Source organism: Aquamicrobium terrae (assembly GCF_052978165.1).
Window position 1 is genome coordinate 2,833,597 of sequence record NZ_JBRKLZ010000001.1, and the last position, 17,189, is coordinate 2,850,785.

The window sequence follows — 17,189 nt, forward strand, 5'->3', positions numbered from 1 at the left end:
CTGGAGCCCTTTATGCGGAATAGCGCTGGAAGACCAATGTCGCGTTGGTGCCGCCAAAGCCGAAGGAGTTGGAGAGCGCAATATCGATCCTGGCGTCGTCGATGCGCTTGCGCACGATCGGCATGCCCTCGAATTCGGGGTCCAGCTCGGTGATATGGGCGCTTTCGCCGATGAAGCCGCCCTGCATCTGCAGGATCGAATAGATCGATTCCTGCACGCCCGCGGCCCCGAGCGAATGGCCGGTGAGAGACTTGGTGGAGGCGATATTGGGCATGTCGGCACCGAACACCTCGCGGATGGCCGCCATTTCCTTGGCGTCGCCCACCGGTGTCGAAGTGCCGTGCGTGTTGATGTAGTCGACCTTGCCGGAAACGGTGGACAGCGCCTGGCGCATGCAGCGCACCGCGCCCTCGCCGGAAGGGGCCACCATGTCGAACCCGTCGGAAGTGGCGCCGTAGCCGACCACCTCGGCATAGATCTTCGCGCCGCGCGCCTTGGCGTGCTCCAGCTCCTCCAGCACCAGCACGCCGGCACCGCCGGCGATGACGAAGCCGTCGCGGGTCGCGTCATAGGCGCGCGATGCGGTGGACGGCGTGTCGTTGTACTTCGAGGACATGGCGCCCATGGCGTCGAACAGGTTGGACATCGTCCAGTCGAGGTCCTCATGGCCGCCGGCGAAGATCATGTCCTGCTTGCCCCACTGGATAAGCTCGGCTGCATTGCCGATGCAGTGCGCCGAGGTCGAGCAGGCCGAGGAGATCGAGTAGTTGACGCCGTGGATCTTGAACCAGGTGGCGAGCGTGGCCGAGGCGGTGGAGGACATCGCCTTCGGCACGGCGAAGGGACCGATGCGCTTGGGCGAATCGTTCTTCAGCGTCGTTTCGGCGGCTTCCACGATGGTGCGGGTCGAAGGGCCGCCGGAGCCCATGATGATGCCGGTGCGCTCATTGGTGATGTCGCCCTGCTCGAGGCCGGCATCGGCGATGGCCTGTTCCATGGCGACATGGTTCCAGGCGCCGCCGCGCGACAGGAAGCGCATGGCGCGGCGGTCGACCAGTTCGGCCGGATCGAGCGTCGGCGCGCCCCATACCTGCGAGCGGAAGCCGTGTTCGGCGAAGGATTCGGAGAAGCTGATGCCGGATCTGGCATCGCGAAGGGAGGCGGTCACCTCATCGGCATTGTTGCCGATGGAAGACACGATACCCAGGCCCGTGACAACGACGCGTCTCATGAGTGCTCCTTCATGGCTGGCAGGACCCGGCGAAGGTCAGGCTGCGGCTTCCTTGAACAGGCCTACGCGCAGGTCGGTGGCCTTGTATATGGTCTCGCCATCGGCCTTCATCCAGCCATCGGCGATGCCGAGCACCAGCCGGCCGCGCATCACGCGCTTGAAGTCGATGCCGTATTCGACCTTCTTGACCGAAGGCGTGACCATGCCGGTGAACTTTACCTCACCGGTGGACAGGGCGCGACCCTTGCCGGGCTCGCCCAGCCAGCCGAGGAAGAAGCCGGTGAGCTGCCACATGGCGTCGAGGCCGAGGCAGCCGGGCATGACCGGATCGCCGATGAAATGGCAGGGGAAGAACCACAGGTCGCGATGGATGTCGAGTTCGGCGCGGATGAAACCCTTGTCGAATTCGCCGCCCGTCTCGCTGATTTCGGTGATGCGGTCGAACATCAGCATGGGCGGATAGGGAAGCTGCGCATTGCCCGGGCCGAACATTTCGCCGCGGGCGCAGGCGAGCAATTCCTGGTAGTCGTAGCTGGATTTTCCTGCGGCCATCAAAAACGTCCCCGTCCAATATGGGCGGCCCGCGCCCTGTAAGCTCTAGTAACACAGTCCGTTTCCGGCCGGAAACCGTGGTTTACCTTGCGACGTGGCTCTAACGCGACGGTTTGCCGGGGTCAATGCGCGCTATTGATCGCACAGTCGTGACAGAATATATCTGAATAAGACATGGTTTCATCCGATGTCCTTATTTTGCCGGGATTGTGGCGTTTTGGACAATCGGACGAACCGGGGTGAATGAATGGATGCACCTGCGCAGAAGATGAGGAACGCTGTGGATAAGCGGGTTCGGGACGCCGGTCTGAGGCCGACGCGTCAGCGTGTCGCGCTGGCCGAACTGCTGTTCGCCAAGGGTGACCGCCATCTTTCGGCCGAGGAACTGCACGAGGAGGCGCTGGCCGCCGGCGTGCCGGTGTCGCTCGCCACCGTCTACAATTCGCTCCACCAGTTCACCGAGGCGGGCCTGCTGCGGATACTGGCCGTCGAAGGCTCCAAGACTTATTTCGACACCAATACCTCGGATCACCATCACTTCTACATCGAGGGCGAGAACCGTATCTTCGACGTCGAAGGCGAACAGATGACCGTGCACAACATTCCGGAACCGCCGGAGGGCATGGAAATCGCCAATGTCGATATTGTGATCCGGCTGCGGCCGAAGCAATAATCCGGAAAACCTGCCGTGACGACGGCGCTTCTGAGGCTGGAAGGCGCGGCGCTGCTGGCGGCCGCGCTGGCTCTCTATGCCGCTTCTGGCGCGAGCTGGTGGCTGTTCGCCGTCCTTCTCCTCGCTCCCGATCTCTCGATGCTGGCCTATTGGAAGGGCCCGCGCCTCGGCGCTTATGTCTACAACGCCTTTCACATCACGCCGTGGCCGCTGGCGCTGCTGGTCGGCGGCTATCTTTCCGATGCGACGCTACCGCTCGGCCTTGGCCTGATCTGGCTTGCCCATATCGGCATGGATCGGGCGCTGGGCTATGGCCTGAAAGAGACAGTCGGATTCTGCGACACCCATCTCGGGCGCATCGGCAGGGGCTGAGCCTGGCTCAGTCCTTCACCTTCTCGCCCGGATAGGCACCCCAGACCAGTGACTGGCTGATCCAGCCCGAATTGCCCGAAAACGTCATTTCGCACCACCGGCCGTCGCACGACTTGATGGTGCCGATCACCCCGGGCTCCAGCATGGCGACCACGCCCGCGTCCTCCGCGGGACGGCGCATGAGGTTGATTTGCGTCTCCTTGCCCCGCTGCCAGGGAGCGACGATTGCCGTGCGCTTGCCCGACAGCAGCGACTGGTTGACCCAGCCTTCCGAACCGTCGGCATCGCGCACGCGCCGCCAGTTGTCGTATTCCTGGATGATCTCCATCGGCAGGCCGGCCTTGGTGTACATCCAGTCCACCGAATAGTTGGTGCCGGGGCCGACGCGGGAATTGACGCGCGCCGACTTCAGGCTGACGAAGCGGGGCAGGGGCAGGCCGCTGGGGCCGAGCCGTACATTCTGGGTCTGGGAACCGGCCGACTGCGCGCCCGCCGACTGGGCGTAGGCGAAGTTCGGGGCGACAAGGCCGAGCAAAGCTGCGCCCAGGGCAAGATGGCTAAGGCGAAACGACACGAAACCAGACACTTTCGTTTCCTTGCAGGCATTCCGTTGAATGGGACGGGTGCGAATGCCACGCCCCTTTTTCTTTGTCTTCGCCGGTTCGGCTTGGTACATGAGGCTAACGAACCGGGACAGCTTTGCAGTTTCGCCGGTCTTGGTTAAAGAGGTCTCAACGGTAACCGCGATCGGGGTAAATATGGCCGGCAGGAAGAAGCCTCTCGTCGTCATCACGCGCAAGCTGCCCGACCCTGTCGAGACGCGCATGCGCGAGTTGTTCGATGCGCGGCTGAATGTCGAGGACCGGCCGATGAGCCAGGCGGAGCTGATCGCCGCGGTGAAGGAAGCCGACGTCCTGGTGCCGACCGTGACCGATACCATCGATGCGGCGGTGATTGCCGAAGCCGGCCCGAACCTGAAGCTGATCGCCAATTTCGGCAACGGCATCGAGAAGATCGACGTTGCCGCGGCAACCGCGAAGGGCATCACCGTCACCAATACGCCGGGCGTGCTGACCGAAGACACGGCCGACATGACCATGGCGCTGATCCTGTCCGTGCCGCGTCGGCTGACGGAGGGCGCGAATATCCTGCCCGAAGGCAAGAAATGGGCCGGCTGGTCGCCGACCTGGATGCTCGGCCGCCGCATCTGGGGCAAGCGGCTCGGCATCGTCGGCATGGGCCGCATCGGCACCGCCGTGGCCCGCCGCGCCAAGGCCTTCGGCCTGTCCATCCACTATCACAACCGCCACCGCGTCATGCCGGCGCTGGAGGACGAGCTGGAGGCGACCTATTGGGAAAGCCTCGACCAGATGCTGGCCCGCATGGATATCATCTCGGTCAACTGCCCCTCGACGCCGGCCACCTTCCACCTGCTTTCGGCGCGGCGGCTGGCGTTGCTGCAACCCTCCGCCTATCTGGTCAACACGGCGCGCGGCGACCTCATCGACGAGGAGGCGCTGCTCAAGATGCTGGAGACCGGCAAGCTTGCCGGCGCGGGCCTCGACGTCTACGAGAACGAGCCGGCCATCAATCCGAAGCTGCTCAAGCTGGCGGCCAAGGGCAAGGCGGTGCTCTTGCCGCATATGGGCTCGGCCACGCTGGAAGGTCGCATCGACATGGGCGAGAAGGTCATCATCAATATCCGCGCCTTCTGCGACGGGCACCGCCCGCCGGACCGTGTCATTCCAAGCCGCATTTGAGGCTCTCGCAGAGTAAACCCGCCCGCCATTGTCGGCGGCGGCCTCCCCCTCTATCGTCCGCACAAGTGGAGGAGGGGACATGAAAAAGGTTCTTCGCTGGAGCCTCGGCATCGGGGCGGCTGTGATGGTGGCGGCTGGAGGGGCCGCCTGGGCCTATCGTGACACCATCCTCGATTATCGCGCGGCGCTTGAATATGCGGGCAACTTCAAGCCGGACGTGATCGATCAGAATTTTCGCTCCCTTTTCGTGAAGTACCCGTCGATCCGGGTGCCGAAGAGTGCGGCCGCCAGTCCGCTGGAAAAGCAGGAACGGCCGCTGCCGGACAGCTACGGTTTCGCGGGAGAAAGCAGGTCCGTCGAAGACTGGATCGCGCGCTCGCAGACGACGGGCCTGATCGTCATCAAGGATGGCGTCATCGTCCATGAACGCTATCTGCGCGGCAATGGGCAGGATACCCAGTCCATCGCCATGTCGCTTTCCAAATCCTTCGTCTCCGCGCTGGTCGGCAGGGCCGTGGAGGACGGGTTGATCGACATTTCACGGCCGGTGGAAAGCTACGCGCCGGCGCTGGCCGAAGGCGGCTACAAGGGCGTGACGGTCAAGAACGTGTTGCAGATGTCGTCCGGCATCGGCTTCAACGAGGATTACGGCGACCTCAATTCGGATATCGTCCGCTACATCATCCAGATCTTGCGCGGCTCGGTCGCCGAATTCACGGCGCATCTGAAGAACGACATCCCGCAAGGCACCCTCAATCGCTACGTTTCGGCCGATACGCAGGTGCTGGGCCTTGTGCTGGAAGGCGCGACGGGCAAGCCGCTGGCCGATTATTTCAACGAGATCCTGTGGTCGAAGCTCGGCACGGAGGCCGATGCCTTCTGGCTGGCGGACCAGAAGGGAGAGGCGGTCGCTGCCGGGGGTCTCAATGCGGTGCTGCGCGACTATGCGCGTTTTGGCTTGCTCTATCTGAATGAGGGCCGCAACCAGTCCGGCGAGCAGATCGTGCCCGTGGATTGGGTCAGGGCCTCGACCACGCCCGACGCTGAACACCTGATGCCGGGGCGCGACGACGGTTTTGGCGGCAAGAGCTATGGCTACGGCTATCAATGGTGGATACCGCCGGAGAGGAAAGGGGGCGACTTCACCGGCGTCGGCATCTACGGGCAGTTCATCTACGTCAACCCCGAGCGAAGGGTGGTCATCGCCAAGACGTCCGCCTATGAGGACTACAACAACACCGGACAGGCGATGAAGGGCGAGAGTATCGCCGCCTTCCAGGCGATTGCCGAGGGTCTGTAGTCAGCCGTCACCGCTGTCGCGGCGCTTGTAGCGGATGGTGTCGAAGCGGGCGGCCAGCGCATCGTAGAGCAAAAGGCGTCCCACCAGCGGCTCGCCGATGCCGGTGATCAGCTTGATCGCCTCCATCGCCTGCAACGTCCCCATCACCCCCACCAGTGCGCCCACCACGCCGGCTGCGGCGCAGGAGGGCACGAGGCCCGGCGGCGGCGGCTCGGGGAACAGGTCGCGGTAGGAGGGATTTTTGCCTCCGTCGGTGTCCGTTTCGAATGGCTTCAGCACGGTGAGCGAGCCGTCGAAGCGCCCGACCGCGGCATGCACCAGCGGGCGCTTTTCCTGCGCGCAGGCGTCGGCCACGGCAAAGCGCGTCTCGAAATTGTCGGTGCCGTCGATGACCAGATCGTATCCGGCGACGAGGACCGGGGCGTTTTCGGATGTCAGGCGCAGCTCATGCAGCTCGACCTCGACATGCGGATTGATGCGCCGGATCGCGTCGCGGGCGCTTTCGGCCTTCGATCGGCCAAGCGAATCCGTGCCGTGGATGACCTGTCGCTGCAGGTTGGAGAGCGATACGGCGTCGTCGTCGACGATGCCGAGCATGCCCACGCCCGCCGCCGCCAGATAGGCCAGCACCGGCGCGCCGAGCCCGCCGGCGCCCACCACCAGCACCCGTGCCGCCTTGAGCCTGCGCTGGCCGGGGCCGCCGATCTCGGGCAGCACGATGTGGCGCGCATAGCGCTCAAGCTCGTCGTCGGTCAGGGGAGGCAGGGTCGTCATGCCGGGAAACTAGCATTTTCCGTTGCGGCGTCATCCACAATACTGGCAACTTTCAGGCATGGATTCCCGACACTCTTCATTCGCTTCGCTCATTGCGAGGTCGGGAATCCATGCCTGAACATCGAAAAAAGTTGACGAGGGTTTCCGCCCTGCCCTGCCGCTACTGCGCCGTCTCACCAACCGTCCCGTGATCCACGGTCAGGAACTGCGCCCGTCCATCGAGGCTGGAGAACAGGGCGGCGTCGGTGCCGGTCATGAAGGCCTGGCATTGCATGTCCTCCAGAATGGAGAACAGTGCGGCGCGCCGTCCGGCATCGAGATGGGCGGCGATCTCGTCGAGCAGCAGGATCGGCGTCATGCCGGAAATCTCGCCGGTCAGCTTTGCATGGGAAAGCACGATGCCGACCAGCAGCGCCTTCTGCTCGCCCGTGGAGCACAGTTCGGCCGGCATGGATTTCGGCCGGTGCCGCACGATCAGATCGGAGCGGTGCGGCCCTTCCAGCGTGCGCCCGGCAGCGCGGTCGCGTTCGCGCCCGGCGGCCAGCGCGCGGCGGAAACCTTCCTCGACATCGACCGCCGGCATGGTGCCGACCTGCGCCTCCAGCTCGCCGGAAAGGGCGATATCGGCCTGCGGGAAGGGGCCGTCGCCCGGCAATTGCTCGATCTTGGCGGCAAGCAGCCGCACCAGTTCGGCGCGCGCGGCGGCGATCGCCACCCCGGTTTCGGCCAATTGCGTCTCGATGGCCTCGAACCATGCACCGTCGCGTGAGTTTTCGGCCAGCAGCCGGTTGCGGCCGCGCATCGCCTTTTCATAGGCCAGCGCGCGCTGGCCGTGGACGGCGTCGATGGCCAGCACCAGCCGGTCGAGGAAACGGCGGCGGTCGCCCGCCGGCCCGGTGAACAGCGCATCCATGGAAGGCGTCAGCCACATCACGCGCAGCCATTGCAGGAGTTCGTCGGCATTGCGTGCCGGCGCGCCGTTGATGCGTACCCGCCGCCCGCCTTCGGCCCCTTCGGCGGCCACGATGCCGGTGCCGATATCGACCTCGCCTTCGGGGCCGTCCAGCCTGGCATGCAGGGAAAAGCCGCCGTCGCCCCCCTCGCGCGCCACATCGGCATAGGGCGCCCGGCGCAGGCCGCGCCCCGGCGCCAGCAGCGATATGGCTTCCAGAAGGTTGGTCTTGCCGGCGCCGTTGTCGCCGCTCAGCACCACCGGCCCCGGCTTCAGCTCCAGCGACAGCGACGCATAGTTGCGGAAGTTCGTCAGCGTGAGCCGACTTATGTAGGGGCCGGGAAGCGTTTCCATGGGTCGGGCATCGCAGGATGCGTTGCGATGCGCGCTATACCCGCATCGGCATCAGCACGTAGAGCGTGTTCTCGTCGCTGGTGTCGCGGATGAGGGTCGGCGAACCGGCATCGGCCAGCATGAACTCGGCATCGCCGCTGCCGAGCTGGGCGGCGACGTCCAGCAGGTAGCGGGCGTTGAAGCCGATCTCGATGGGCGTGGCGGAATAGTCGGCGGCCAGTTCCTCGGTCGCGCTGCCGGAATCGGGATTGTTGACGGTCAGCGTGATCTGGCCCTCGCTGAGCGACAGCTTCACCGCCCGTCCGCGCTCGGACGAGATGGTGGAAACGCGGTCGACGGCCGCCGCGAAGCTCTGGCGGTCGATGAGGAGCCGCTTGTCGTTGCCGGTCGGGATGACGCGCTGATAGTCGGGGAAGGTGCCGTCGATCAGCTTCGAGGTCAGCACGACCGAGCCGATGGTGAAGCGGATCTTGGTGTCGGAAAGCTCGGTCGTCACCGCCACGTCGGGAGCGTCGACCAGCTTCTGCAATTCGCCGACGGTCTTGCGCGGGATGATGATGCCCGGCATGCCTTCCGAGCCGGCGGGCGCGTCGATCTCGGCGCGGGCGAGGCGGTGGCCGTCGGTCGCCACCGAGCGCAGCTTGAGCTTGCCGTCCGCCTCATGGGTGTGCAGGAAGATGCCGTTGAGGTAGTAGCGCGTCTCCTCGGTGGAGATGGCGAACTGGGTCTTCTCGATCAGGCCCTTCAGCGCCGCGGAATCCAGCCGGAAGATATGCGGGAAGGAGCCGGCCGACAGTTCGGGGAAATCCGACTGCGGCAGGCACTGGAGCCGGAAGCTGGAGCGCCCGGAGGTGACGGTCATGGCGTTGCCGTCCTCGTCGGTCTTCAGCATCACCTCGGCGCCGTCCGAGAGCTTGCGCACGATGTCGTAGAGCAGGTGCGCGGGCACCGTGGTGGCGCCGGGCTGCTCGACGCGCGCCGGCGTCGCCTCCGTCACCTCGAGGTCGAGGTCGGTGGCCTTCAGCTCGAGGCTGGAACCGTCGGTCGAGAGCAGGACGTTGGACAGGATCGGGATGGTGTTGCGCCGCTCGACCACGCGGTGGACGTGGTTCAGGGACTTGAGGAGGTTCGACCGTTCCAGGATTACACGCATGACGAAACAGGCTCGCTTGAAGGAAAGGGCAGGTTCCCGGACCGGCAACCTGCCTCAGTCTGCATTGCTTAGAGCATCGGGCCGAAAAGTGGAATCGGTTTTCGGAACATCCCGATGCTCAGTCAAGGTACCGGAGCGTTGCGTGTGCGCCCGCAAGGCCGCACACGGCTCCCGAATGGGAGCCAAACTGACAGGAAAAGCGCCCCGAAAGCAAGACCGAACGGCCTTTCGCAGCGGGTTTTGCAAGGTTTTCCGGCATGGCGGCAAAGGCTGCCGCCATGCCGCGATGGGCTTCGCTCAGGCCTGGTCGTTGATCAGCCGGCGCAGCAGTTCCAGTTCTTGCGCCAGCGTGTTGTCGCTGTCCGACATGCCCTCGATCTTGCGCACGGCATGCAGCACCGTGGTGTGGTCGCGGCCGCCGAAACGCCGGCCGATTTCGGGCAGCGAACGCGGCGTCATCACCTTGGAAAGATACATGGCCACCTGGCGCGGCTTGACGATGGTGCGCGTGCGCCGGTTGGACAGCAACTCCGTCTTGGAGACGTTGTAATGGCGGGCGACGATGCGCTGGATGTCCTCGATGCGCACCCGCTTCGGCTCACCCGAGCGATAGATGTGGCCGAGGATCTCGTCGATGCGGTCGATCGTGATCTGCGGCTCGAAGGATTGGCGGAACAGAAGCTGGTTGAAGGCTCCTTCCAGTTCGCGCCCCGAACCGGTGACGGTGCGGGCCACGTGTTCCAGCACGGCATCGGAGATATCGAGCGCGGCGTCCTCGGCCTTGGCTGCCGCCAGCCGCTGCTGGAGCATGGACAGGCGCATGGAGAAATCCGGCGTCGACATTTCCAGCGCCACGCCGCCATTGAGGCGCGAGCGCACGCGCGGCTCCAGCGATTCCAGCTCCGCCGGCGGCCGGTCGGCCGCCACCACCACCTGCTTGGCGCTGTCCAGCAGCATGTTGATGAGGTGGCAGAACTCGTGCTGGATCGACTTGCCCTGCAGGAACTGCATGTCGTCGATGATGAGCAGGTCGATGTCGCGAAGCTGCTCCTTGAGCGTCAGCGCATTGTTGTCGCGGATGGCGGTGGCGAAGCGCCACATGAAATATTCGGCCGTCAGGTAGACGACGCGCGACTTCGGGTTCTGGCGCAGCGATTCCGCCGCGATGGCCTGCAGGAGGTGCGTCTTGCCGAGGCCGACGGTGGCATGCAGGAACAGGGGGTTGAAGCGCACGGCGCTGGATTGCGATTCCGCCACGGCGCGGGCGGCGGCGAAGGCGACGCGGTTCGACGGGCCCTCCACGAAGGAAGCGAAGGTGTAGCGCGGATCGAGCGGGGAGCCCAGCACGTTCTGGCGGAACTCGGTCTCGACCGGGCCGGGGCGCTGCGCGGGCATGCGCTCGGCCTTGCCGGCGTTGGTGCCGTTGTTGGCCATGGTGGAGGCAAGGGCCGTCTGCGACTGGCGCGACACCGGGCGTCGCTGGACCGCCGTTTCGGCATCCACCGCGCGGGTCTGCCTTGCGGCGGTGCGCACGATGATCTCCACCTTGAGGACCTCGGGATCCTCTTCCTTCCACAGCCCGACGATCTGCTCGAGATAGTGGCCGTTGATCCAGGAGCGCAGGAAGGCGGTCGGCACCGAGATGCGCACCACGCCCTTGGAAGCCTCCGCCAGCTTCATGCGCCCGAACCAGCTCGAATAGACCTCTGCCCCCAGGCGCGCCTTGAGCTTTGCCTTGATCCGCTCGAACTTGTGATCCGCCTCCCCAAGAGTTGTCAGGTCATGTGCTTTGGCGACGTTCTCCTCATAGGAAAGATCGCCAAGCTCCGTGCCCATGCCGCTCTGCATCGTGTGATCCTTGTCCCGCACTTTCGCGCCATGGGCATGTCGCCCGTGGCGGCCTCGTTGTCATTTCTCCTCCGGCGCGGCCGCCGCTGGCCTTTGCCGGATGTTCTCGCTGCGGGCCGCACCGTCTCCGGCCCTGTCCCGCAACAGGGAAACTGCGCGCATGGCAAAGCAAGCCGTCCGGCGCGACGCCGGCCAAACTTCGATACGCCATACAAATGACTGGTCCCCTGCCAGTATCGAAAGCGAATAGTCGACCCGCCCGCGAACAAACGCCCGTGGTGCCAATGCTGCCATTTTTGATTAGGTCGAGGGCGTAGGGCCCGTCCCTTTCGATGAGGAGACACTACCGAAATCGTTGTGGAAAGGGCAAGGCCGCATCTTACCGGTTTTTAACGAATCTGGTTACCAAATAGCCCTTCGCAGCGGTGGTCCCGACACCGGCATTCTTGAAAGCCATTGGGATTCAAACTCTTTTCGCGAGCACCCCGAAACGGTAGCTGGCGAGATTCTTTTTTTTAATATTTTGCTTGACACTGGGTTGTCCCCTTTCGGCTGTCGCCGATATGAACAACCTGTGGACGACCTTCATCAAGCCTTTGAAATATATGCTACTTTTTTGCCATGCTCGCGATGCTGTGTTGCTGCCCGGTGCAACCTGAAAGACACATATAGGCAAAAATCCACGTTGTGAAAAAAATGCCGTAACGGAAGGTCGGGAGGGCCGTTCCGGCTTTTCGCCGGGCAACGAAAAAAACCCGGCGCGAGCGCCGGGTTTCGAAGAATGGGTAAACTTTGTCTGGGATCAGGCCGACAGGCTCTTGAGCCGCTGGGCCAGGCGCGAGACCTTGCGCGAGGCGGTGTTCTTGTGAACCACGCCCTTGGTCGCGGCGCGCATCAGTTCCGGCTGCGCGGCCTGGAAGGCGGCCTCGGCGGCGGTCTTGTCGCCAGCGGCCAGAGCCTCCTCGACCTTGCGAATGAAAGTGCGGACGCGCGAGCGGCGGTTCTTGTTGATCGCCGTGCGGCGGGCGATCTTGCGCGTTGCCTTTTTGGCCGAGGGGGTGTTGGCCATGATGCCTCTCTTCTGATCTCAATGGTGGGCGCTTGCGGCAACCCGCAGGGCGCAAAAACAAATGGGCAGCCGCAGGGCCACCTCAGTTGGGGCGGCTTATAGTTCAGCTTTCGAAGTCCGTCAATCTTGCTTCGCACGGAAAGGCTGATTTGAGCGGCATCGGGCCTGCTATTTGTTGCGGAATTCCGGCTTGCGCTTCTCCACGAAGGCGGCCATGCCCTCCTTCTGGTCGTCCAGCGCGAACATCGACTGGAAGACACGGCGCTCGAATCGCAGGCCCTCGGCCAGCGTCACCTCATAGGCGCGGTTGATGGCCTCCTTGTTCATGATCACCGAGGGCAGGGAGAAGTCGGCGATCTTGGCAGCCGCCTTCAACGCTTCCTCGACCAGTTCGCCGGCCGGCACGATGCGCGACACCAGGCCGGAGCGCTCGGCTTCCTCGGCATCCATCATGCGGCCGGTCAGGCACATGTCCATCGCCTTCGATTTGCCGACGAAGCGGGTGAGGCGCTGCGAGCCGCCCATGCCGGGCATAACGCCGAGCGTGATTTCAGGCTGGCCGAACTTCGCATTGTCGCCGGCGATGATGAAATCGCACATCATGGCAAGTTCGCAGCCGCCGCCGAGCGCATAGCCGGCTACCGCCGCGATGATCGGCTTGCGGGTGCGGGTGAAATCCTCCCAGCCGCAGAACAGGTCGCCCAGATAGACGTCGACATAGCTCTTCGACTGCATTTCCTTGATGTCCGCACCTGCGGCAAACGCCTTTTCGGAGCCGGTCAGCACCATCGCGCCGATATTGTCGTCGGCGTCGAAGGCTTTGGTGGCGGCGAGCAGTTCGCCAAGAACGGCGGAGTTGAGCGCGTTGAGGGCCTTCGGCCGGTTCAGCGTGATCAATCCGACCTTGCCGCGGGTTTCCACGATGATGTTCTCGTAAGCCATGCGCTTCCTCTCCTGAACCGTTGCCCCGGACCTATCCTATTTCTGGCAGGCGCGACAATAAAAGGTCGAGCGCCCGCTCTGCACGATCCGCTCGACATGGCCGTTGCAGCCCGGCGTGGGGCACGGCTCGCCCTCGCGGTCGTAGACGGCGAAGCTGTGCTGGAAATAGCCGAGCGAGCCGTCGGTGTGCATGTAGTCTCGCAGCGAGGAGCCGCCGGCGGCGATGGCGTCGGCGATCACGGCGCGGATCGATGCGGCCAGTTTCTCGCGTTGCGCCGCCGCCTTGCGTCCCGGCACGGCGATGGTGCCCGCCGCCCGCAGCGGCGAGAGGCCGGCCCGCCACAGCGCTTCGCACACATATATATTGCCGAGGCCGGCAATCATGCGCTGGTCGAGCAGCGCGGCCTTCAGCGGGGCCTTGCGGTTGCGGAACAGGGTGGCGAGCAGGTCGGCGTCGAGGGCGTTGCCGGTCGGCTCCACGCCGAGGCCGGCCAGCATCGGGTGCTCGTCCGGCGGGGTTTCGGAAAACAGCATGAAGCCGAAGCGGCGCGGATCGTTGAACACGATGCGATGGCGGGCCTGCGTGGCGGACACCACGTCGAAGATGACGTGGTCATGGGCGGAATCCTTCGATCTCTCATAGTGGAAGCTGCCGGGGGTGGCGGTTTCCGCGCCGTCCTCGATGCGGAACGACCCGGTCATGCCGAGGTGGCAGATCAGCACGGGCCCGTCTTCGACATGCATGGTCAGGTATTTGGCTCGGCGGCCGAGGGCGGTGACGGTGCGGCTGTCCAGCCGTTCGGCGAAGCGCTCGGGCAGGGGAAAGCGCAGGTCCGGCCGCCTTGCTTCCACCCTGACGATCCGTGCGCCTTCCAGCACCGGCTGCAAGCCGCGCCGGACAGTTTCGACCTCGGGCAGTTCAGGCATGGCCACCGATCTCGCGATAGAAGGAGGTTCCGTATTTTCCGGGCGCGGTGCCCAGATGCCGGGCGACGGTTTCGCCGATGTCGGAAAAGGTGGGCCTCAGGCCCACGCTGCCGCCGGCAAGCCCGGGCGCCATGCCCATCAGCGGTATGCGCTCGCGTGTATGGTCGGTGCCGCGCCAGGTCGGGTCGTTGCCATGGTCGGCGGTGAGCAGGAACAGGTCGCCCGTTTTCAGCCGCGCCAGCGCTTCCGGCACGCGGCGGTCGAAGGCTTCGAGGGCCGCGGCATAGCCGGGCGTGTCGCGGCGATGGCCGAACTCGGTGTCGAAATCGACGAAATTGGCGAACACGAAGTCGCCGTCGCCGGCCTCGTCCATCGCCGCCAGCGCCTGGTCGAACATCGCCATGTTGCCGGCCGCTTTGCGCAGCTTGGTCACGCCGCGATGGGCGAAGATATCGCCGATCTTGCCGATGGCGAGCACGCGTCCGCCTGCCTGGGTGATGCGGTCGAGAAGCGTGGGCTCGGGCGGCGAGACGGAATAGTCGCGCCGGCCCGGCGTGCGCGTGAACGCGCCGGGCGCTTCGCCGAGGAAGGGGCGGGCGATGACCCTGCCGATCTTCAGCGGGTCGCACAGCCCCCGCACAACCTTGCAGAACGTATAGAGCCGTTCGAGGCCGAAATGCTCCTCATGCGCCGCGATCTGCAGCACGGAATCCACCGAGGTGTAGCAGATCGGCTTGCCCGTCGCGATGTGCTCGGCCCCGAACTGCTCGATGATGGTGGTGCCGTCGGCATGGCGATTGCCGAGAATGCCCGGCACATCCCCCTCACGGATCATGGCTTCGGTAAGGGCGGCGGGAAATGCCGGCACCATATCCGGAAACCGGCCCCAGCCGAAGCGCAGCGGCAGTCCCGCGATCTCCCAATGGCCGGAGGGCGTGTCCTTGCCGCTCGAAATCTCCTGCGCGGCGCCATGGAAGGCAAAGGGCAGGAGCGAACCATGGCCGGCCTCGAATGTGTATCCGGTCGCGACCCGCGCCGCTTCGCCGAGCCCGAGCGAGGCCATATGCGGCACATGAAGGGGGCCGGCGCGCAGGCCGGGCCGGTCGGCCAGCCCCGCGCGACAGGCATCGGCGATATGGCCGAAGGTATTGGCGCCCTCGTCTCCGAACTGGGCGGCATCCGCCGCGCCGCCTATGCCGAAGGAATCGAGGACGAAGACGAATGCACGCGCCATTGCAGCCTTGCGGTGGCGATCGCGACGATCGGAAGCGGCAAGGCGCCCGGGCGCGGATCGGAATGATCGGACGGGCAGGCATCAGGATTGCGGCGACGCCGGCCCGGGCGCCCAGACATAGGCTTCGGGCCGGTTCTTTGCAATCGGCGAGCTGGAATGAAGGCCTGCCGCAGCGTCAGCAGTTGGTGCAGGAGATCTCGCGCCTGATGCGCGGACGGGCATAATAGACCTCGTTCATCTCGATATTGTTGAAGATGCCGGTGAGGCCGGAGGCGTTCTCCTTGTCCGACCAGGCGATCACCGGCTTGTAACCGAGGTTGCTTTCCACGCGGATGAGGAAGCTGTCGCCGATCTTCAACTCCGGCGGGACCGTGACGGTGGTATTCTTGGCCGGCCCGGCAGCGTAAAGTCCGTTAACGAGCTTTCCCGACCAGGCCACCGTGGGAACGGCACCTTTCTGATCGCTTGAAATCTTGATCGCGGTGACGGTGATCGTCGGGGCCGAGCGGTTATAGGGGCGCATCGTCGTCTCGCCGATCTGCATGATGCCGGTCAGCGCTTCCTTCGACATGGTGTCCTGCTGCCCAACGAGATCGGCCACCATGGCGCCCAGCCGGCTGACCTGCCTGCTGGTCTCGATGCCCTGCACGGCCTCGATCGTGATGAAATAGAGGATGAGCATGATCGGTGCGATGAAGGCGAATTCCACTGCCGCGACGCCGTGCCGGTCACGGCCGAAGCGGATGATCCTTCCGGTAAGCGCCCTCAACATCTGTAGTGCCCCCGCACCAGCCATGGTCATTTGCCGTTCCTCGCCCTGACCGATCAATATGGCTCGTTCTGCCAGGTCATGGTGGCGAAGTGCAGCGTCTTGCCGCCATTGAGTTTGGCCATGTATTTGCTCATGAAATCGGTAATCACCGGCCACTCGTAGAAGATCCTCAGCATGTTCTTCGACATGGTCGGGCCCGGATCGATATCGAACCCCTTTGAGTCTGTTTTGCCGTTGTCGGTCAGCGAAATTTCGCCGCTGCTGATCGTGAAGCCGAGTTTTGCGGCTTCGGGGAAACTGTCGAAATGACGAAGGTCGATCTTCAGTCCGGGACATCCCTTGGTCACGATGATCTCGAGCCGGCCGCAGATCTGGGCGACGATCTCTTCCTTCAGCTCTTCCTTTTCCTGCGGCGTGGCAGGTGCCCTCAACTGCCCGGTCCGGAACTGGCGCGCCACGTCGTCGGCGGCATTGGCCAGAACCTGCTTGCCGGCGAACGATATGCAGCTTTCCAGGATGGCGAAGGTCAGCAGCGCGAACGGCAGGATCAGCATGCTGAATTCGATGGCGACGCTGCCCCTGGCGTCGCGCCGGAACCGCGAAAGCAGGCCGGCGCGCGGCCTGCCGCTTGCGCCGGAATTGTTGGAAACGCTGCCCATGTCTGTCTTGCCCGACCCCGTTGCCAGTGGGCAGGACTATAGCCGCAAGCCGTTGAAGTCCGGTTTGGACGGCCGCTAAATTGCAGCGCTCCGCATTAACCCGGCCTCAACCATTATCCGGGGTTCGGAGAGGCCTTGGCCTCAATTGCCGCCAACGGCCGCGCCGTTCTGGGGCGAGTTTTCGCAATAGGGCGTGCAGAACAGGGTGAGCACGTCGGCACGGCGGTAAATCCGCACGGTCGAGGCGGTCTGGCGCACGACGGTGACCTGCTCGTCCATGATCGGCGCGCCCTCCCTGTCGAGGATCACCAGATTGGTGACGCCGAAACCCTTGCCGGTGAGGATGACGGTGGTGGCATCCTGCACCGACGCGTCGGCGATCGCCGAGTTGCCCACCACGATGGTATCGGCGGCCCGCGGCAGCTTGACGATGCGCGCCTCGTTCATCACCACCTCGATGCCGGCCTGCATGGCAGCCGGCGCGGCGGCTTCCGCCACCGGTTCCGTCGGGGCGGGTTCGGCGGCGAAGGCCGCGCAGCCTCCGGCGGCAAGCATCGCGCCCGCAAGCAACACCGATCTCGACATGGACATGCCAGTTCTCCCGCTCCGCCAGAGTG

General features: G+C 64.6%; 18 protein-coding genes. 4 read left to right on the forward strand and 14 right to left on the reverse strand.

What is annotated here, in order from left to right:
- Positions 1 to 10: 10 nt before the first annotated feature.
- Positions 11 to 1,231 (reverse strand): beta-ketoacyl-ACP synthase I, encoded by a 1,221-nt coding sequence (gene fabB / locus ACVCNR_RS13865; protein WP_354196520.1) that lies wholly within the window; start codon positions 1,229 to 1,231, stop codon positions 11 to 13.
- A gap of 36 nt (positions 1,232 to 1,267) precedes the next feature.
- Positions 1,268 to 1,783, reverse strand: a complete 516-nt coding sequence (fabA, locus tag ACVCNR_RS13870; protein ID WP_447075181.1) for a 3-hydroxyacyl-[acyl-carrier-protein] dehydratase FabA — start codon at positions 1,781 to 1,783, stop codon at positions 1,268 to 1,270.
- Between the two features lie 268 nt (positions 1,784 to 2,051).
- Between fabA and irrA the strand changes: the two genes are divergently transcribed.
- The gene (gene irrA, locus ACVCNR_RS13875) at positions 2,052 to 2,456 is read left to right on the forward strand and encodes an iron response transcriptional regulator IrrA (RefSeq protein WP_354196773.1); all 405 of its coding nucleotides are present in this window, start codon (positions 2,052 to 2,054) and stop codon (positions 2,454 to 2,456) included.
- Positions 2,457 to 2,471: 15 nt separating this feature from the next.
- Positions 2,472 to 2,828: a DUF4260 domain-containing protein gene (locus ACVCNR_RS13880; protein WP_447075182.1), complete on the forward strand. Its 357-nt coding sequence runs from the start codon at positions 2,472 to 2,474 to the stop codon at positions 2,826 to 2,828.
- 7 nt (positions 2,829 to 2,835) lie between these two features.
- Here the strand turns inward: ACVCNR_RS13880 and ACVCNR_RS13885 are convergent, their stop codons facing one another.
- Positions 2,836 to 3,414: an SH3 domain-containing protein gene (locus ACVCNR_RS13885; protein WP_354196526.1), complete on the reverse strand. Its 579-nt coding sequence runs from the start codon at positions 3,412 to 3,414 to the stop codon at positions 2,836 to 2,838.
- Positions 3,415 to 3,586: 172 nt separating this feature from the next.
- Between ACVCNR_RS13885 and ACVCNR_RS13890 the strand changes: the two genes are divergently transcribed.
- Both ACVCNR_RS13890 and ACVCNR_RS13895 read left to right on the forward strand, forming a co-directional pair.
- Positions 3,587 to 4,588 carry a 2-hydroxyacid dehydrogenase gene (locus ACVCNR_RS13890; protein WP_354196528.1) on the forward strand — a complete coding sequence of 334 codons (1,002 nt, stop codon included), beginning with the start codon at positions 3,587 to 3,589 and terminating at the stop codon, positions 4,586 to 4,588.
- Positions 4,589 to 4,667: 79 nt separating this feature from the next.
- Positions 4,668 to 5,888, forward strand: a complete 1,221-nt coding sequence (locus ACVCNR_RS13895; RefSeq protein ID WP_447075183.1) for a serine hydrolase domain-containing protein — start codon at positions 4,668 to 4,670, stop codon at positions 5,886 to 5,888.
- Here the strand turns inward: ACVCNR_RS13895 and ACVCNR_RS13900 are convergent, their stop codons facing one another.
- The 11 genes from ACVCNR_RS13900 to ACVCNR_RS13950 form a co-directional block, all read right to left on the reverse strand.
- Positions 5,889 to 6,662: a molybdopterin-synthase adenylyltransferase MoeB gene (locus ACVCNR_RS13900; protein ID WP_447075184.1), complete on the reverse strand. Its 774-nt coding sequence runs from the start codon at positions 6,660 to 6,662 to the stop codon at positions 5,889 to 5,891.
- Positions 6,663 to 6,822: 160 nt separating this feature from the next.
- Positions 6,823 to 7,968, reverse strand: a complete 1,146-nt coding sequence (gene recF / locus ACVCNR_RS13905) for a DNA replication/repair protein RecF (RefSeq protein WP_447075185.1) — start codon at positions 7,966 to 7,968, stop codon at positions 6,823 to 6,825.
- Between the two features lie 34 nt (positions 7,969 to 8,002).
- Positions 8,003 to 9,121, reverse strand: coding sequence for a DNA polymerase III subunit beta (gene dnaN, locus ACVCNR_RS13910; RefSeq protein ID WP_447075186.1), 1,119 nt, complete (start codon positions 9,119 to 9,121; stop codon positions 8,003 to 8,005).
- Positions 9,122 to 9,418: 297 nt separating this feature from the next.
- Positions 9,419 to 10,969, reverse strand: coding sequence for a chromosomal replication initiator protein DnaA (gene dnaA, locus ACVCNR_RS13915; protein WP_447075187.1), 1,551 nt, complete (start codon positions 10,967 to 10,969; stop codon positions 9,419 to 9,421).
- A gap of 802 nt (positions 10,970 to 11,771) precedes the next feature.
- Positions 11,772 to 12,038 (reverse strand): 30S ribosomal protein S20, encoded by a 267-nt coding sequence (rpsT, locus tag ACVCNR_RS13920; protein ID WP_354196540.1) that lies wholly within the window; start codon positions 12,036 to 12,038, stop codon positions 11,772 to 11,774.
- A gap of 168 nt (positions 12,039 to 12,206) precedes the next feature.
- Positions 12,207 to 12,980, reverse strand: a complete 774-nt coding sequence (locus ACVCNR_RS13925) for an enoyl-CoA hydratase (protein ID WP_447075188.1) — start codon at positions 12,978 to 12,980, stop codon at positions 12,207 to 12,209.
- A gap of 36 nt (positions 12,981 to 13,016) precedes the next feature.
- Entirely contained in the window at positions 13,017 to 13,907 is an 891-nt protein-coding gene (mutM, locus tag ACVCNR_RS13930; protein ID WP_447075189.1) for a bifunctional DNA-formamidopyrimidine glycosylase/DNA-(apurinic or apyrimidinic site) lyase, read from the reverse strand.
- A complete protein-coding gene (locus ACVCNR_RS13935) occupies positions 13,900 to 15,141 on the reverse strand; it encodes a phosphopentomutase (RefSeq protein ID WP_447075190.1) in 1,242 nt (413 codons plus the stop codon). Before ACVCNR_RS13935 ends, mutM begins: the two co-directional genes overlap by 8 nt.
- Positions 15,142 to 15,316: 175 nt before the next feature.
- Positions 15,317 to 15,943, reverse strand: coding sequence for a TadE/TadG family type IV pilus assembly protein (locus ACVCNR_RS13940; protein ID WP_447075191.1), 627 nt, complete (start codon positions 15,941 to 15,943; stop codon positions 15,317 to 15,319).
- A 23-nt stretch (positions 15,944 to 15,966) separates the two neighbouring features.
- Positions 15,967 to 16,572: a TadE/TadG family type IV pilus assembly protein gene (locus ACVCNR_RS13945; protein ID WP_447075192.1), complete on the reverse strand. Its 606-nt coding sequence runs from the start codon at positions 16,570 to 16,572 to the stop codon at positions 15,967 to 15,969.
- Positions 16,573 to 16,713: 141 nt separating this feature from the next.
- Positions 16,714 to 17,163, reverse strand: a complete 450-nt coding sequence (locus tag ACVCNR_RS13950) for a pilus assembly protein N-terminal domain-containing protein (protein WP_447075193.1) — start codon at positions 17,161 to 17,163, stop codon at positions 16,714 to 16,716.
- Positions 17,164 to 17,189 lie beyond the last annotated feature (26 nt).

Bases quoted from the DNA above. Each gene is read 5' to 3' on its own strand.
- ACVCNR_RS13895 (WP_447075183.1), top strand. From the start codon at position 4,668: ATGAAAAAGGTTCTTCGCTGGAGCCTCGGCATCGGGGCGGCTGTGATG.
- fabB (WP_354196520.1), bottom strand. From the start codon at position 1,231: ATGAGACGCGTCGTTGTCACGGGCCTGGGTATCGTGTCTTCCATCGGC.
- ACVCNR_RS13890 (WP_354196528.1), top strand. From the start codon at position 3,587: ATGGCCGGCAGGAAGAAGCCTCTCGTCGTCATCACGCGCAAGCTGCCC.
- dnaA (WP_447075187.1), bottom strand. From the start codon at position 10,969: ATGCAGAGCGGCATGGGCACGGAGCTTGGCGATCTTTCCTATGAGGAG.
- recF (WP_447075185.1), bottom strand. From the start codon at position 7,968: ATGGAAACGCTTCCCGGCCCCTACATAAGTCGGCTCACGCTGACGAAC.
- ACVCNR_RS13900 (WP_447075184.1), bottom strand. From the start codon at position 6,662: ATGACGACCCTGCCTCCCCTGACCGACGACGAGCTTGAGCGCTATGCG.
- ACVCNR_RS13945 (WP_447075192.1), bottom strand. From the start codon at position 16,572: ATGGGCAGCGTTTCCAACAATTCCGGCGCAAGCGGCAGGCCGCGCGCC.
- irrA (WP_354196773.1), top strand. From the start codon at position 2,052: ATGAGGAACGCTGTGGATAAGCGGGTTCGGGACGCCGGTCTGAGGCCG.
- ACVCNR_RS13940 (WP_447075191.1), bottom strand. From the start codon at position 15,943: ATGACCATGGCTGGTGCGGGGGCACTACAGATGTTGAGGGCGCTTACC.
- rpsT (WP_354196540.1), bottom strand. From the start codon at position 12,038: ATGGCCAACACCCCCTCGGCCAAAAAGGCAACGCGCAAGATCGCCCGC.
- mutM (WP_447075189.1), bottom strand. From the start codon at position 13,907: ATGCCTGAACTGCCCGAGGTCGAAACTGTCCGGCGCGGCTTGCAGCCG.
- ACVCNR_RS13925 (WP_447075188.1), bottom strand. From the start codon at position 12,980: ATGGCTTACGAGAACATCATCGTGGAAACCCGCGGCAAGGTCGGATTG.
- ACVCNR_RS13950 (WP_447075193.1), bottom strand. From the start codon at position 17,163: ATGTCCATGTCGAGATCGGTGTTGCTTGCGGGCGCGATGCTTGCCGCC.
- fabA (WP_447075181.1), bottom strand. From the start codon at position 1,783: ATGGCCGCAGGAAAATCCAGCTACGACTACCAGGAATTGCTCGCCTGC.
- ACVCNR_RS13935 (WP_447075190.1), bottom strand. From the start codon at position 15,141: ATGGCGCGTGCATTCGTCTTCGTCCTCGATTCCTTCGGCATAGGCGGC.
- dnaN (WP_447075186.1), bottom strand. From the start codon at position 9,121: ATGCGTGTAATCCTGGAACGGTCGAACCTCCTCAAGTCCCTGAACCAC.